Here is a 15,319-nt window from a genome sequence, read left to right as displayed (position 1 = left end):
GAGCCGTCCCTGCCATCCGACCGCACATAAGGAGACGCTCTCGGATGAGCCCCGTCGAGTACAAGCCTGAACGGCCCCGCACCTTGGTCCGCGACCCTGCACCCCCGGGCTCTGCCCACCCGCCGACCCGGCTCGGCGGGCTCGGAAGTGGCCTCCGGGGGGGCTTCGCCCCTGTGCCCCGGGGCTCTGCCCCCCTGCCGGCCCGGCTCGGTGGGCTCGGAAGTGGCCCGCCTGGGGCTCCGCCCTGAACCCCGGCGGGGGTTCCGCCCCCTGCACCCCCGGGCTCTGCCCACCCGCCCACCCGACTCGGTAACTCCAGAAGTGGCCCCCCGGGGCTCCGCCCCGGACCCCCGCGGGGGCCTTGCCCCCTGCGCCCCTGGCCCGGCCCGGGCTTCGTCCCCCGGAGCCCCCCCGCAGCCCCTCCGACCTCAGCCCTGCCGGTGGCCGCCACCCCCGAAACGTGTTGTGAGGAAGTCCTCGAAGGTTCGCTTGCCCACGGTCTGAGTGGGAGTGAGGTGGCCGCCCTCGCGGAAGGCTCGGTAGGTCCGGCCGGCCAGGGGGACGGTCAGTACCGGGCGGCGGCGGGCCGTGGCCTTCAGGTAGGCGCGGGCGAGGGAGTCGAAGGTGCGGACCTCCGGGCCGCCCATGTCCGGGACGCGGCCCGCCGGTGCGGAGGTGGCCAACTCGGCGAGTCTCGCGGCGACTTCGGCGACCTCGATCGGCTGGTCGCGCACGCCCGCCGGGAGCAGCATGACCGGCGGCTTGGCCAACGCCCGGAACAGAGTGGCCAGCAGGTCGTGGAACTGGGTGGTCCGCAGCACCGTCCAGCCCAGGCCCGATTCCTCGATCAGCTTCTCCACGGCGTGCTTGGTCTCGTAGTAGCCGAGCGGGACCCGGTCGACCCCCACGATGGAGATGTAGACCAGGTGGCCCACCCCCGCCCTGCGCGCCGCCGCGATCAGATGCGCGGCCGCCTCCTCGTCGCCGCCCCTGGGCGAGCTCGCGCAGTGCACGACCGAGTCCACGCCCGCGACCGCCGCGTCCAGCGCGGGACCGCCCTCACGCAGATCGACGGCGTACGGCTCGGCGTGCCGGCTGAGCACCCGCACCTCGTGTCCGTCCGTGCGCAGCCGCTCGACGACGAGCCGGCCGAGCGTTCCGGTGCCGCCGGTCACCAGGATCATGGTCATGCTGTTCCGTCCCTCCGGACACTCCGGACATCGGCGCTCCCAGGTGAGCGCCCCTCGTCAGCCATTCCCGCTTGCCCGGGATCATCATCACCCGCGGTCGCGCCATCGGATGGCCGCATACACCTGATCGCCGCGCAGATCGTGCGTGCGGTGCGGCGGGGGAGGGCAGCCGTGGGCAGGCGTGAACTCGCCCCCGGCGCGGAGATGTTGACGGTTGACGCTTTGGTCTAGTCCTTTTAGTGTCTGACACCTGCACAGGCTGGTCCGGCGGCGGTGACGACGGCCCTTGCCCGCCGCCGGACCTTTCAATCGGTCAGGCTCCCCTCCGGTCGCGTGCGTCGCTCCAGTCGCGTCGCGGTCGTGTGCCGGTCGTGTGCCGGTCGCGGTGGCGGCCACGTTCACTCGAGCGGCGATGCACTCTGTGAGCGAACCCACACCGTTCGTCTGTATGGACGCCGAGTGCGCGTGGCAGACTGGCTTCGTACCAGTAGCAGCGCACTCCGGGGTCGGTGAAAGTCCGAACCGGCGGTTACAGTCCGCGACCCGGTCGCTTCCAGCGGCCGGTTGACCAGGTGGAATTCCTGGACCGACGGTTAAAGTCCGGATGGGAGGCAGTGCGCGGCGAGCGGGCACCCATGTGTGCGCGCCGCCGTCTACGGGCTCGCCCTCACGGCGAGTTGCCGTCGGCGTCGCCGTACCGAGTGTTCTCGTTCGTGTCCTCTGTCGTCATCGACAGCCCCGGAGTCCGTGCCCGAAGAGGCAGGAGGACCCGGGAAGTGTTCACCGGAATCGTCGAAGAGCTGGGCGAGGTCACCGTCGTCGAGAACCTTGGCGACGCCGCTCGCTTCAGGCTCCGCGGCCCCGTCGTGACCCAGGGCGCACAGCACGGCGACTCCATCGCCGTGAACGGGGTCTGTCTCACCGTCGTCGAACACGAGGGCGACGAGTTCACCGCCGACGTCATGGCGGAGACCCTCAAGCGCTCAAGCCTCGGCGTCCTCGCCGTCGGCTCCCGCGTCAACCTCGAACGCCCCACCGCCGTCGGCGCGCGCCTCGGCGGGCACATCGTGCAGGGACACGTCGACGGCACCGGCACGATCCTGGAGCGCACGCCCTCCGAGCACTGGGAGATCGTGAAGATCTCGCTTCCGGCGGACCTCGCGCGCTACGTCGTCGAGAAGGGCTCCATCACCGTCGACGGCATCAGCCTCACCGTCGTCGACGCCGGCGCCGACCACTTCACCGTCAGCCTCATCCCCACCACCCTCGCCCTGACCACCCTCGGTCTGAAGCAGCCCGGCGACCCGGTCAACCTCGAGGTCGACGTCGTCGCCAAGTACGTCGAGCGGCTGCTCGGCGACCGTGCGCAGGGGGCCGGCAAGTGAACTGGCTGAACTCCGAGGCCTTCACCCTCCTGGGCCAGCACATCAAGTGGTCCGACATGATCGGCAACGTCATCGGCCTGCTCGGCCTGGCGTTCGGCTGGCGCCGCTCCATATGGAGCTGGCCCACCCAGTTCCTGTCCGGCCTGATCCTCTTCGCCGCCTTCGCCACCGCCCATCTCTCCGGCAGCGCCGGCAAGCAGATCGTCGTGATGGTCGTCGCGGTCTACGGCTGGTGGCAGTGGAACCGCGGCAAGGACCAGGCGGCGGACGGCCACATCGCCGTACGGTTCGCCACCTGGCGCGAGCGGGCGGTCCTGCTCGGCGCCGCCGCCGTCGGCACGGTCGCGGTCGCCGCCCTGTTCAAGGCCTACCCGTCCCTGTCCTGGGACCCCTGGCCCGACGCCTACATCTTCGTCGGCACCATCGTCGCCATGTACTCCCAGGCGCGCGGCATGGTCGAGTTCTGGTTCGCCTGGCTGCTCGTCGACGTCGTCGGCGTCCCGCTCAACTTCGCCAACGGCTTCGCCTTCTCCGGCTTCGTCTACGTCATCTACGGCGCGCTCGTCCTGTGGGGCATGCGCGACTGGTGGCTGCGCTCCCGCCGAGCCGCGCAGCCCGTCCCGGAAGGAGCGCCCGCATGACCGCGGCACCCATCCTCTACAGCACCGACGCCTACGGCACCGACACGGCCGAGGACTTCACGCTCGACCCGGTCGAGCAGGCCATCGCGGACATCGCGGCCGGCCGCCCCGTCGTGGTCGTCGACGACGAGGACCGCGAGAACGAGGGCGACCTCGTCATCGCCGCCGAGAAGGCGACCCCCGAGATCGTCGCCTTCATGATGAGCGAGTGCCGCGGCCTGATCTGCGCCCCCATGGAGGGTGAGGAACTCGACCGGCTCAGGCTGCCGCAGATGGTGGAGGACAACACCGAGTCGATGAAGACCGCCTTCACGGTCTCCGTCGACGCCTCCGCCGCCCACGGCGTCACCACCGGCATCTCCGCCGCCGACCGCGCCACCACCCTCCAGCTGCTGGCGAGCGGCACGGCCGAGCCGACCGACCTCGTCCGCCCCGGCCATGTCTTCCCGCTGCGCGCCAGGCCCGGCGGTGTGCTCGTCCGCGACGGCCACACCGAGGCCGCCGTCGACCTGGCCCGGCTCGCGGGGCTGCGCCCGGCCGGCGCGATCGTCGAGATCGCCGGCGAGGACGGCCGGATGCTGCGCCTGCCCGAGCTGATGGTCTTCGCCCGCAAGCACGGTCTGACGATCATCTCCATCGCGGACCTGATCGCCTACCGGCGCGGCGGCGAGTCCCCCGTCGGCGAGCCCACCGTCCGCCGCGAGGCCGAGGTCAGCCTGCCCACCCGGCACGGCGTCTTCACGGCGTACGGCTACCGCTCCACCGCCGACGGCGTCGAGCACGTCGCCCTCGTCCACGGCGAGATCGGCGACGGCGAGGACGTCCTGGTCCGCGTCCACTCCGAGTGCCTGACCGGCGACGTCTTCGGCTCGCTGCGCTGCGACTGCGGCCCCCAGCTCGACGCCGCCCTGGAACGCATCCAGGCCGAGGGCAGGGGAGTGGTGGTCTATCTGCGCGGCCACGAGGGGCGCGGCATCGGCCTGATGTCCAAGCTGCGGGCCTACGAGCTCCAGGAGCGCGGCCGCGACACGCTGGACGCCAACCTCGAACTCGGGCTGCCCGCCGACGCCCGTGACTACGGCGCCGGCGCGCAGATCCTCGAGGACCTCGGGGTCACCGGCGTCCGCCTGATGACCAACAACCCCGACAAGACCGAGGCGCTGCTGCGCCACGGCATCAAGGTCACCGGACGGGAGCCCATGCCCGTCCAGGCGGGCGAGCACAACCTGCGTTACCTGCGCACCAAGCGGGACCGGATGGGGCACGACCTGCCCTGGCTGGACACCCCGGCCCCGGCGGCCCCCACGGCCGCGACCGCCGCGGCTTCCGTGGCCGCGACCGCGGCCACCTGCGGCAACCAGTAGGACCAGCGAGACCAGTAAGACCAGTAGGACCAGGAACCGAGGAGACACGTGAGCGGCAAGGGTGCACCGGAACTGTCCGTCCGGAACGTCGGGGACCTCAGGGTCGCCGTCATCGCGGCACAGTGGCACGAGAAGGTGATGGACGGACTGGTGGACGGCGCCCTGCGCGCCCTGCACGAGCTGGGGATCGACGAGCCGACCCTGCTCAGGGTCCCCGGCAGCTTCGAGCTCCCGGTGGTGGCGAAGGTGCTGGCGGGCCGCGGCTACGACGCGATCGTGGCCCTCGGGGTCGTCATCCGCGGCGGCACGCCGCACTTCGACTACGTCTGCCAGGGCGTCACAGGCGGCCTGACCCAGGTGTCGGTCGAGACCGGCGTGCCCGTCGGCTTCGGGGTGCTCACCTGCGACACCGAGGAACAGGCCCTGGACCGGGCCGGGCTGGCGGGTTCCAGCGAGGACAAGGGCCACGAGGCGGTGACCGCGGCGGTCGCGACGGCCGCCACGCTGCGTTCAGTATCCGAACCCTGGCGCTGAGGAGCGGTCCGGAGCGCGTAGGGTTAGCAGCACCATGTCCAAGAAGACGTTCGAGGAGCTCTTCACGGAGCTCCAGCACAAGGCCGCCCACGGCGACCCCGCCACCTCCCGCACCGCCGAGCTGGTGGGCAAGGGGGTGCATGCCATCGGCAAGAAGGTCGTCGAGGAGGCCGCCGAGGTCTGGATGGCCGCCGAGCACGAGGGCAAGGAGGCGGCCGCCGAGGAGATCTCGCAGCTGCTCTACCACGTCCAGGTGATGATGGTCGCCCGCGGCATCTCCCTGGACGACGTCTACGCCCACCTGTGACCCGCCTGCCGCGAACAGCCGTAGAAACAGCCCGTAGAAACAGCCCGCAGAAACCCCCTTCACGCAAAGGAAGCCGACCTCATGCTGCGCATCGCCGTCCCCAACAAGGGTTCACTCTCCGGCCCTGCGGCGGACATGCTGCATGAGGCCGGCTACCAGCAGCGCCGCGAGTCCAAGGAACTGCGGATCGTCGACCCGGAGAACGAGGTGGAGTTCTTCTACCTCCGCCCCCGCGACATCGCGATCTACGTCTCCTCCGGCCGCCTCGACATCGGCATCACCGGCCGCGACCTGCTCATCGACTCCGGCGCCAACGCCGAGGAGATCCTGCCCCTCGGCTTCGCCCGCTCCACCTTCCGCTACGCCACCAAGCCCGGCACCGCGAACGGCGTGGCGGACCTGAACGGCATGACGGTCGCGACCTCCTACGAGGGCATCGTCGCCAAGCACCTCGCGGACAACGGCATCGACGCGTCCGTCGTCCACCTCGACGGCGCCGTGGAGACCGCCATCGAGCTGGGCGTCGCCGAGGTCATCGCCGACGTCGTCGAGACCGGCACCTCGCTGCGCAACGCCGGGCTGGAGGTCATCGGCGAGCCGATCATGAAGTCCGAGGCGATCGTCGTCCGCCGCACCGGCGCCGACGCCGAGGAGCCCAAGGTTCAGCAGTTCCTGCGCCGCCTCCAGGGCGTGCTGGTCGCCCGGACGTACGTGATGATGGACTACGACTGCCGGGTCGAGCAGCTGGAGAAGGCCGTCGCGCTGACTCCCGGCCTGGAGTCCCCGACCGTCTCCCCGCTGCACAACGAGGGCTGGGTCGCCGTCCGCGCCATGGTCCCGGCCAGGGAGGCCCAGCGGATCATGGACGACCTGTACGCCATCGGCGCGCGCGCCATCCTGACCACGGCCATCCACGCCTGCCGCCTCTGAGCGGCCGGACGGTCACGAGCGGCACGCAGAAGGTCAGAGAGGGTCCACGACGATGTCCGACCTGCCCGAACTCCCCGTCACGTTCCGGCCGGCGCAGACCCGCGCGGTGCTGCTCACGGCCGGGGTGGCGATCTTCGTGGTGATCACGGTCGTAGCGCTGCTGCTGGAGCAGCTCAGCCCCGGGGAACGCGTCAGCTTCGTCTTCACGGGCGCACTCCTGTTCGGGGTGCTGGTGCTGCTCGCCCGGCCGAAGGTCGTCGCCGACGACTCCGGGGTCACCGTCGTCAACATCGCCGGCCGGCGCCGTCTGGAGTGGCCGGAGATCCTCCAGGTGAACCTGCGCCCCGGCGACCCGTGGGTGTTCCTCAACCTCAGCGACGGCACCAGCCTGCCCGCCCTCGGCATCCAGCCCGGCATCGCCAAGCAGCGCGCGATCGCCGACGCACGCGCCCTGCGCGCCCTCGTCGAGGCCCGCTCCGTCCACGACCCCGAGCGGTCCGAGGGTGAACCTCAGGGCTGACTCGGGGACGTCCACCCTGACACACAGGGCCGGGTCTTGATTAATCTGTTGACGGAGGCGTTTTTCGCGGCGCCTCCGCCCCTGAGCTCCGACCGGCGCCAGGGGCTCCTGCTACCCGAGGAGTGACTCCCTCCAGCGATGGACGGATCGTCCTGTAGTACCTGCGCCGCCCCCTGCCGACATAGCGCGGACCCCCACACCGAGGTCCGCGCCCACGCGGAGGCGGCGGCATCATGACCATCCCCCTGCTGCTCCTGGGAGCGGCCTTCCTGCTCATCCTCGCCAACGGCTTCTTCGTCGCGGCCGAGTTCGGCCTGGTGACGGTCGAGCGCCCGGACGCCGAGAAAGCGGCCGCCGAGGGCGACAAGCGTGCCCGTACGGTCGTCGAGTCGCTGGGGGAGCTGTCCTTCCAGCTGTCCGGCACCCAGCTCGGCATCACCATCACCTCCCTGGTCGTCGGCATGCTCGCCGAACCGGCGCTGGCCGATCTGCTGAGCCGGCCCTTCACCGCGATCGGCGTCCCCGAGGGCGCCGTCTCCGGGGTCGCCGTGGTCGTCGGGATGCTGCTCGCCTCCGCGCTCCAGATGGTGATCGGCGAGCTCGTGCCCAAGAACTGGGCGGTGTCCAGACCGTTGCAGGTCGCCCGGTTCGTCGCCGGCCCGCAGCATCTCTTCTCCCGCCTGTTCCGCCCGGTGATCGCCTCGCTCAACGCCGTCGCCAACCGGCTGGTGCGGGCCCTGGGCGTCGAGCCCGCCGAGGAGCTGGCCTCCGCACGCACCCCGGGCGAGCTGGTCTCCCTGGCCCGCCACTCGGCCCAGGCCGGCGCACTGGAGCAGGACACGGCCGACCTGTTCGTCCGCACGCTGTCCCTGGGCGAGCTGACCGCGCAGCACGTCATGACCCCGCGCGTGAAGGTCAGCGCGCTTCAGTCCTCGGCGACCGCCGAGGACGTCGTCAACCTGACCCGCGCCACCGGTCTGTCCCGCTTCCCCGTCTACCACGAGAAGATCGACGAGATCGTCGGCATGGTCCACCTCAAGGACGCCCTCGCGGTTCCGGTGCACGACAGGCTGCGCACCCCCGTCGGCCGGATCGCCCGCCCCGCCCTGCTGGTCCCCGAGACCCTGCCGGTGCAGCCGCTGCTCGCCCAGCTGCGCAGCGAGCAGCCCATCGCGGTCGTCGTCGACGAGTACGGCGGCACCGCGGGCGTCGTCACGCTGGAGGACATCGTCGAGGAACTCGTCGGCGAGGTCCGCGACGAGCACGATGCCAAGGACATGCCCGAGCTCGCCCCCGCACCGCCGGAGGACGGCCGGCCCGCCTGGGACGTCGACGGCGGCTGCCGCGTCGACCTGCTCAAGCGCATCGGTCTGGAGGCGCCCGAAGGCCCCTACGAGACCGTCGCCGGTCTGGTCGCCGACCTGCTCGGCCGGATCCCGGCCCCCGGCGACCGGGCTGAGCTGCCGGGCTGGCGGCTGTCCGTGCGCCAGGTCGGGCACTACCGCGCCGAGCGCGTCCGCCTGGTGCGGACCGCGCCCGCGGACGACGCCGTGGCGAGTGTGGTGGAGGCCGCCCGATGAGCGTTCTGCAACTGGTCTTCGCCGGGCTCCTCGTGCTCGCCAACGGCTTCTTCGTCGGCGCCGAGTTCGCGCTCGTCTCCGTCCGCCGCAGCCAGATCGAACCGCTCGGCACCGCCCGCGCCCGCCAGGTGCTCTACGGCCTGGAGCGGCTGCCGCAGATGATGGCCGCCGCCCAGTTCGGCATCACCGTCTGCTCGCTGACCCTCGGCGCGGTCGCCGAACCGACGGTGGCACACCTGCTGGAGCCGGTGTTCGCCTGGATGCACCTGCCGGACGGCATGGTCCACCCGCTCGGCTACGTCATCGCGCTCGCGGCCGTGGTCTTCTTCCACCTGGTCATCGGCGAGATGGTGCCGAAGAACCTCGCCATGGCCGCGCCGGAGAAGGCCGCGCTGTGGCTCAGCCCCGGCCTGGTCGCCTTCGCCCGCGTCTGCAAGCCGGTGACCGTGGCGCTCGGTGCCTGCGCCAAGGGCGTCCTGCGGCTGTTCCGCGTCGAACCGAAGGACGAGGTCGAGGCCGCCTTCACCAGCGAGCAGCTCAACCGCCTGGTGGAGGACTCCGGCCAGGCCGGGCTGCTGGACCCCGAGGAGCAGGAGCGGCTGGAGGACGCGCTGGAGCTGGGCTCCCGCCCGGTCCTGGACGTGCTGCTGGGCCGTGAGGCGCTGGTGACCGTCAGCCCGTCGGTCACCCCGGGCGAGATCGTCGCGCTCACCGCCCGCACCGGGTACTCCCGCTTCCCGGTCGCCGCGGAGAACGGCGCCTTCATGGGCTACCTGCACGTCAAGGACGTCCTCGACCTGGAGGACTCCGACCGCGCCGTGCCGCAGCGGATATGGCGCCCGATGGCGACGCTCCGCTCCGAGCTGCCGCTGGACGACGCCCTGACCGTGATGCGCCGGGCGGCCACCCACCTGGCCCAGGTCGCCGACGCCTCCGGCAAGGTGCTGGGCGTGGTGGCCCTGGAGGACGTACTGGAACTCCTCGTGGGTGAGGTGCGCGACCCCGCCCACAGGGTGGCGACAGAGATCCGCCTCACGGAACCCAGGGGAAGCGGAGAACCGGAGGAGGTCCTGGCGACCTAGGACCCCGGGCGGCTGCGCGCAGGCGTGCCGCGCGGAGGTCCTGGCGACCTAGGGCTCCGGGCAGCTGCGGGCAGCCGTGCCGCGGGATCCGTCACAGTGCCGACGGATCCTGCGGCCCCCGACCCGAGAGCACCTCGCCGTAGGCCTGCATGAGATCCGGCAGCCGCAGCGTCGCCAGATCGTCCCGTGACAGCGTGCCGGGATACGTCGACAGCCGCAGGTCACGGTAGGCGCAGCTCTTCTCGTACAGCGTGCGCAGGAACCGCCCGTTGCCGAGCTCGTCGATCCAGCCCTGGTCCACCACGTGCCCGGCGATCGAGCGCAGCTCGCCGAGAGCCTCGTCGTCCCACTGGTCGCCGTTCTCCGCGGCGAGCACCTTGCCGATCTCGGTGAGTTCCCCGGGCCGGTACGACGGGAAGTCCACCCGGGTGGTGAAGCGGGACGACAGGCCGGGGTTGGCGGCGAGCAGCCGGTCCATCCCCTCGGGATAGCCGGCGAGGATCACCACGAGGTGGTCCCGGTTGTCCTCCGCCCGCTTCAGCAGCACCTGCAGCGCCTCGTCGCCGTAGGCGTCGCCCTTGCCGTACCCGGAGTTGGACAGCGAGTAGGCCTCGTCCACGAACAGCACCCCGCCGATGGCGGAGTCGATCAGCTCGTTGGCCTTGACAGCGGTCTGGCCCAGATACTCCCCGACCAGGTCGGCCCGCTGGGCCTCCACCAGATGGTCGCCGCCGAGCAGGCCGAGGGCGTAGAAGACGCGGCCGAGGATGCGGGCCACGGTGGTCTTGCCGGTGCCCGACGGGCCGGAGAAGACGAAGTGGCGTTTCGGCGGTTGCACGGGCAGCCCCTGCCCGGCGCGCAACCGGGCCATGTTGAGCTGGGCGGACAGGGCCTTGACCTGGCGTTTCACCGGTTCCAGACCCACCATGCGCTCGAGCTCGGCGAGCGCCTGTTCGAGTAACGCGGGGTCGGTGGGCCCGCTGGGCAGCGGCCCGGCGGCGACTGTGGCCCGTTCGCGCACCGCGGGGTCGGCCGCCGAGGGCAGGGGACCGGAGGCCGCCGGATCGGGCTGGTCGAGCTTCACGTCGCGGCCCTCGGTGCCGAACAGCGGGTCCAGGACGTCCGAGCCGTCCACGGAGTCCTGACCCACGCCGGTGAGGGTGATCGCCGCGAGATCGGCGGCGTCGTCGTATCCGTCGCCCTCGGCGATGGCCGCGAGCCGCGCGGAGGTGTCCATGAAGGCCGGGTCGACCCGGTGCACGGCCCTGTACAGCGGGAGGGCGGCGGCGCTGCGGCCGGTGCCCTCGTGGGCCCTGGCGAGCCAGTATCTGAGTTCCTTGCGCTGCGGCTGCTCGCTGCGGCAGCGCATCAGGGAGGCCGACAGCAGCGGCTCGGCCTGCCCGTACATCTCCAGCCGGACCCGGGCCATGCCGCCGAACAGGCCGGCCTCGATGCCGAGCAGCGGATCGTCGACCAGCGGATCGGTGTGCCGGACCAGCTGCTCCCAGTCCTTGACCAGATAGGCGCGGCAGGCGTGCAGGAAGCGGACCTGGGGGTCGGTGTCCACGGGCGGCAGTCCGGCGAGCGCCCGGTCCAGTTCGGGCACGTGGCGCCCGTCCAGCCAGTGCGAGGCGTGCGCGAGCAGCAGATCGCGGGGGCTCTCCAGCACCGGCTGCACCCACCAGCCCAGCCAGTACCAGGAGTTGAGGGTGCGGCGGTGCCGGGCGCGCTGTTCGCCGAAGCGGTCCCGGTGCCGGAACATCTTCAGCAGCGCCGTCGTCGTGTCGACGCGCAGCGCGTGCAGCCCGAGCCAGCCGTCGGCCATCCCGGGATCCATCCGCACCGCGACCCGGAACTCCTCCTCGGCCTGCGGATAGGCGCCCATGGTGTAGGCGTCCACGCCGCGCAGCCAGGCGAGGTCGGCCGGGGCCTCGGGGCCCTGCGTGCCGAAGTCCATCACGTCCCCCACAAACCGTGCCCCCGTACGCCGCCGGGCATCCACCCGGCGGTTGCCTCTGGCCGAACCGCTCTGCCGCGGACCGGAGTTGCAGGTGCGCGAAGCAGCCGTTCGAAGGTCGCACCGAGGGCATCGTACCCGCGGGGCCGCCGCCCGCCGAAGGGTGCGGCAGGGGGCGTTCGGGGAGGTGGGAGCAGACGGGGCGGGTCGTGCGCCGGTGACCGAGGGTGAGCGAACGGCGTCGCGCGGCGTCCGGAATACGGGACGCGGGCAGAACGAAGCCCCCGATCACGGGGGAACAACCGGGGGCTTCGCGACTGCGGGCGGTCCGTCTCGACCGCACATTGAGAACGTAAGACCTGTATGGTCCCCCGGTCAAGCGGAGTTGAGGTACTCAGCCAAGTTCCTCCGCAAGGGTCTTCACAGGTTCACCACATCGCCGGTGATCCGTCACGGTGAGTGACACTCTGGTCCGTATCAACGATCCCGGCCGGTGCCGTGAGCACCTCGTATCCCTGCGCCAACTGCCGCACCAGAAGATCCGCGAAGGGCCGCGAGGGGTCCGCGGCGAAGTGCCGGCGCTCCGCCTCGACCCATCCGGCCCAGAACTCCCGCTGCTCCTCCCCGTCCCGGGCCCGCCCCCGCGCCCACGACTCCTCGCGAGGCACCTCCATCCACAGCAGGCGGGCCAGATGCGGGCGCAGCGCCCGGCGGCCGGCCCCCACGCCCTCGACGAGCACCACCGGCGCCGGCGGCAGCGCGCGGGCGGGGCCGAGGCGCCGGGCGCGCCAGTCGTAGGGGGAGTAGTGAGCCGTCGCGCCCCGGGCCAGCGGCTCGATCACCTCGGTCAGCAGCCGTCCGTCCCACGCGAACAGCTCCTCATGGCTGGCGATGTCGTCCAGGTGCAGCACCGGGGCGCCGCCCAGTGCCGCGGCCAGGTGGCCGGCGAACGTGGACTTCCCGGACCCCGCGTGCCCGTCGACGCCGACCAGGCGGACGGGGCCGCAGGACGGCGGGAGGTCCCGGAGGCGGGCGGCGAGGGTGCGAATGGCGATTCCCGGGGCGATGAGGCGGCATATGTGCGAGGAACATTCTAGTGGTCGCCCCGACCTGGCCCGATAGGCGCCCCTCGAATGGTGCCGAATTGAACTACCGAGCGAACGTCCGCCGAACCCCTCCATTTCCTCCGGGAATCCATGGGTGGACATATCGAAAACGGCGTTCCGGTTGTGCCCGGTGATGAGTAAAGTGCCTGATGCGCAACCGTGAGGCGTCGTACGGGGACGGACGGGGTAGATGGCCGCTGGGTTATTCGAAGGGCAGTATGTCTGGCACCCGGCGGCGGACGACCGCGTCCTCGCGAGCACGTGCGTCGACGTCCGGGCCGGCCGCTGGGCGAGCGCCCGGGCCGCCCTCGCCGAGACCCGCGACGACTTCGCGCTCCGGGCCCACCGCTCCCTGGTGGTGGCCTCCGAGGCGGCCGACTCCGACCTCGCCGAACACTGGCTGGCGGAGGAGCCCGCACCCGAGTCCGCGCTGGTGTGGGCACGGGTGGCGGTGCTCAGGGCGCTGCGCGCCGCCGACACCCGCGACCCGCGGGCCGAACCGCTGGAGCGGATAGCGCTGTCCGCCTGCGAACGGGCCGCGGCCATGGCGCCCGCCGACCCCACCCCGTGGGTCGCCAAACTGGCCATGGCCCGGCTGCACCGGCTGCGCGATCCGGCGCCTCAGGGGCTGCTCACCGCACCGCCCGGACCCTGGCGGCTGTTCGCCCACATCCTGTCCCTCGACCCCTGGCACCGCGAGGCCCACCACCGTTTCCTCGCGTGCTTCTTCGCCCGGTACGGCGGCTCGGTCAACGCCGCCTGGGACGTCGCCGCCTTCCTCGGCCAGCGGGCACCGGCCGACTCCGCGCTCCGGCTGCTGCCGCTGGTCGCCCTGGTGGAGAGCCACGACCCCGCCCGACTGCTCGCCGGCCGCGTCTGGGAACAGCCGCAGTGGCGCTCCACCGCGCTCGCCATCTACCAGAACTGGCTGCCCACGGTGGCCGGTCACCGCTTCACCCCGGTGCTCGACCTGGCCTACCTCGCCCACGCCCTGGTGCAGGGCGGGCGTGAGTTCGAGGCACGCGCGGTCCTCACCGCCATGGGTCCCTACGCCTCACGCATGCCCTGGTGCGTCTTCGGCGACCCCGTCGAGCAGCTCTCCCGGGCCCGGCGCGCCTGCGGTCTGCCCGTGCCCCCCACCCCCTGACCTCGACCGACCCCCCACCGAGAGAAAGGCCGACACGTGCCGGAACGGACGACGCTCCACGGCAAGGCCGACCCGAACACCCTCGACGACGACGCCACCCTGCACGCGATGGGTTACCCGAGAAAACTCACCCGACGCTTCAAGGCGTTCGACAACTTCGCCATATCCTTCACCATCATCAACATCATCTCGGGCATTTTCTCCTCGTTCGGATTCGGGATGAACGCGGGCGGCCCACGCATTCTCGTATTCGGCTGGATCGGCGTGTCCGTCATGGTGCTCTTCATCGGCGCGGCCATGGCCGAAGTGGCCTCCGCATATCCGACGAGCGGCGCGCTGTATTTCTCGGCCGGAAAACTCGCCAGACGACACAAGGGGGCCTGGTCCTGGTTCACCGGCTGGCTGAACTTCGTCGGCCAGGTCGGCGGCACCGCGGCCACCGGCTACGCGGCGGCCACCTTCGTCCAGGCCCTCATCGCCCTCCAGTGGCCCTCCTACCGGCCCACGGCGCATCAGACGGTGCTGATCACGGCGCTGATCATCGTGGTCCAGGGACTGGCCAACACCTACACCGTCCAGTTGGTCGCCGTCCTGAACCGGATCTCCGTCTGGTGGCTGCTCATCGGTCTCGTGGTGATCGTGACGGCTCTCGTGGCCGTCCCCGACCACCACCGTCCCGCGTCCTTCGTCACCCATTTCGCGAACAACACCGGTTTCACGAGCGGACTTTACGGAGGCATGCTCGGCCTCCTGGTCACCAGCTGGACCTTCACCGGCTTCGACGGCAGCTTCCACATGTCCGAGGAAACGGTCCGGGCGACCGTCAACGCACCCCGAGGCATTACCCGCGCCATCGGCTATTCCGCCGTCACCGGTCTGATCCTCATGCTCGCCCTGGTGCTCAGCATTCGCGACTACGGCCGTGTGGCCGCCGCGGACGCGCCGCCCGTCCAGATCCTCATCGACGCGCTCGGCCTCGGCACCGCCAAGGCCCTGCTGCTGATCGTGATCGGTGCCATGCTCTTCTGCGGCCTGGCCAACCTCACCAGCAACACCCGGCAGATCTTCGCCTTCTCCCGGGACGGCGCCATGCCCGGCTCCCGCTGGTGGCACTCGGTCTCCCCGCGCACCCGTACCCCCGTCAAGGCGGTCTGGCTGGCCGTCGCCTGCTCCCTGGCGCTGGTCCTGCCCGGCTGGTGGTCGCACACGGCCTTCACCGCCATCGTCAGCGTCAACGTCGTCGGGCTCTTCCTCGCCTACGCCGTGCCGATCCTGCTCCGCCTGCGCCTGGGCGACGAGTTCCAGCCGGGTCCCTGGCACCTGGGCCGCTGGGGCCGCCCGGTGGGGATCGTGGCCGTCACCTGGATCGCCCTGAGCAGCGTGCTGTTCATGCTGCCCCAGGCCTCCCCGGTCACCGTCGACTCCTTCAACTACGCCCCCGTCGCCCTGGCCGTGGTCCTGCTCGTGGCCACCCTGTGGTGGTTCGCCACGGCGCGCCGCCGCTTCCAGGGGCCGGTCAGCTACGGCCGTCCGGACGAGGTGGCGGCGATGGACCTGATCTGACGCTCACGGGCCC

Annotated in this window: 14 protein-coding genes and 1 riboswitch; of the genes, 11 read left to right on the top strand and 3 right to left on the bottom strand. The window is 71.5% G+C overall.

From position 1 onward, the window contains the following. Positions 1 to 428: 428 nt before the first annotated feature. Positions 429 to 1,190, bottom strand: coding sequence for an SDR family oxidoreductase (locus ABZ484_RS24555; RefSeq protein WP_358868068.1), 762 nt, complete (start codon positions 1,188 to 1,190; stop codon positions 429 to 431). A 491-nt stretch (positions 1,191 to 1,681) separates the two neighbouring features. Beyond that, a riboswitch (FMN riboswitch) is annotated at positions 1,682 to 1,812 on the top strand. A gap of 154 nt (positions 1,813 to 1,966) precedes the next feature. Here ABZ484_RS24555 and ABZ484_RS24550 point away from each other — a divergent pair. The 9 genes from ABZ484_RS24550 (at position 1,967) to ABZ484_RS24510 (ending at position 9,533) form a co-directional block, all read left to right on the top strand. Further along, positions 1,967 to 2,575, top strand: a complete 609-nt coding sequence (locus ABZ484_RS24550; RefSeq protein ID WP_358868067.1) for a riboflavin synthase — start codon at positions 1,967 to 1,969, stop codon at positions 2,573 to 2,575. After that, on the top strand, positions 2,572 to 3,216 hold the full coding sequence (pnuC, locus tag ABZ484_RS24545) for a nicotinamide riboside transporter PnuC (RefSeq protein ID WP_358868066.1): 645 nt from the start codon (positions 2,572 to 2,574) through the stop codon (positions 3,214 to 3,216). The genes ABZ484_RS24550 and pnuC overlap by 4 nt, the downstream gene beginning before the upstream one ends. After that, on the top strand, positions 3,213 to 4,580 hold the full coding sequence (locus ABZ484_RS24540) for a bifunctional 3,4-dihydroxy-2-butanone-4-phosphate synthase/GTP cyclohydrolase II (RefSeq protein WP_358868065.1): 1,368 nt from the start codon (positions 3,213 to 3,215) through the stop codon (positions 4,578 to 4,580). The genes pnuC and ABZ484_RS24540 overlap by 4 nt, the downstream gene beginning before the upstream one ends. A 48-nt stretch (positions 4,581 to 4,628) precedes the next feature. Continuing rightward, positions 4,629 to 5,114, top strand: a complete 486-nt coding sequence (gene ribH, locus ABZ484_RS24535; RefSeq protein ID WP_358868064.1) for a 6,7-dimethyl-8-ribityllumazine synthase — start codon at positions 4,629 to 4,631, stop codon at positions 5,112 to 5,114. A gap of 34 nt (positions 5,115 to 5,148) precedes the next feature. After that, positions 5,149 to 5,421: a phosphoribosyl-ATP diphosphatase gene (locus tag ABZ484_RS24530; RefSeq protein ID WP_016434182.1), complete on the top strand. Its 273-nt coding sequence runs from the start codon at positions 5,149 to 5,151 to the stop codon at positions 5,419 to 5,421. Positions 5,422 to 5,502: 81 nt separating this feature from the next. Next, on the top strand, positions 5,503 to 6,351 hold the full coding sequence (hisG, locus tag ABZ484_RS24525) for an ATP phosphoribosyltransferase (RefSeq protein ID WP_030175635.1): 849 nt from the start codon (positions 5,503 to 5,505) through the stop codon (positions 6,349 to 6,351). A gap of 52 nt (positions 6,352 to 6,403) precedes the next feature. Continuing rightward, positions 6,404 to 6,871, top strand: coding sequence for a PH domain-containing protein (locus ABZ484_RS24520; RefSeq protein ID WP_358868063.1), 468 nt, complete (start codon positions 6,404 to 6,406; stop codon positions 6,869 to 6,871). A 233-nt stretch (positions 6,872 to 7,104) separates the two neighbouring features. Continuing rightward, a complete protein-coding gene (locus tag ABZ484_RS24515) occupies positions 7,105 to 8,451 on the top strand; it encodes a hemolysin family protein (RefSeq protein ID WP_358868062.1) in 1,347 nt (448 codons plus the stop codon). Continuing rightward, a complete protein-coding gene (locus tag ABZ484_RS24510) occupies positions 8,448 to 9,533 on the top strand; it encodes a hemolysin family protein (RefSeq protein ID WP_358868061.1) in 1,086 nt (361 codons plus the stop codon). Before ABZ484_RS24515 ends, ABZ484_RS24510 begins: the two co-directional genes overlap by 4 nt. 91 nt (positions 9,534 to 9,624) lie before the next feature. Here ABZ484_RS24510 and ABZ484_RS24505 read toward each other — a convergent pair whose 3' ends face one another. Together ABZ484_RS24505 and ABZ484_RS24500 are read right to left on the bottom strand one after the other, a co-directional pair. Further along, positions 9,625 to 11,490 (bottom strand): AAA family ATPase, encoded by a 1,866-nt coding sequence (locus ABZ484_RS24505; protein ID WP_358868060.1) that lies wholly within the window; start codon positions 11,488 to 11,490, stop codon positions 9,625 to 9,627. A gap of 428 nt (positions 11,491 to 11,918) precedes the next feature. Beyond that, on the bottom strand, positions 11,919 to 12,539 hold the full coding sequence (locus tag ABZ484_RS24500; RefSeq protein ID WP_358868071.1) for a hypothetical protein: 621 nt from the start codon (positions 12,537 to 12,539) through the stop codon (positions 11,919 to 11,921). 247 nt (positions 12,540 to 12,786) lie between these two features. Between ABZ484_RS24500 and ABZ484_RS24495 the strand changes: the two genes are divergently transcribed. Both ABZ484_RS24495 and ABZ484_RS24490 read left to right on the top strand, forming a co-directional pair. Continuing rightward, positions 12,787 to 13,743, top strand: coding sequence for a hypothetical protein (locus ABZ484_RS24495; RefSeq protein WP_358868059.1), 957 nt, complete (start codon positions 12,787 to 12,789; stop codon positions 13,741 to 13,743). A 108-nt stretch (positions 13,744 to 13,851) separates the two neighbouring features. Then, positions 13,852 to 15,306 carry an amino acid permease gene (locus ABZ484_RS24490; protein WP_358868070.1) on the top strand — a complete coding sequence of 485 codons (1,455 nt, stop codon included), beginning with the start codon at positions 13,852 to 13,854 and terminating at the stop codon, positions 15,304 to 15,306. Positions 15,307 to 15,319 lie beyond the last annotated feature (13 nt).

This window comes from Streptomyces sp. NPDC006393 (assembly GCF_040628575.1).
Lineage (GTDB): Bacteria > Actinomycetota > Actinomycetes > Streptomycetales > Streptomycetaceae > Streptomyces.
This window is presented reverse-complemented; position numbering and strand designations above follow the sequence as displayed.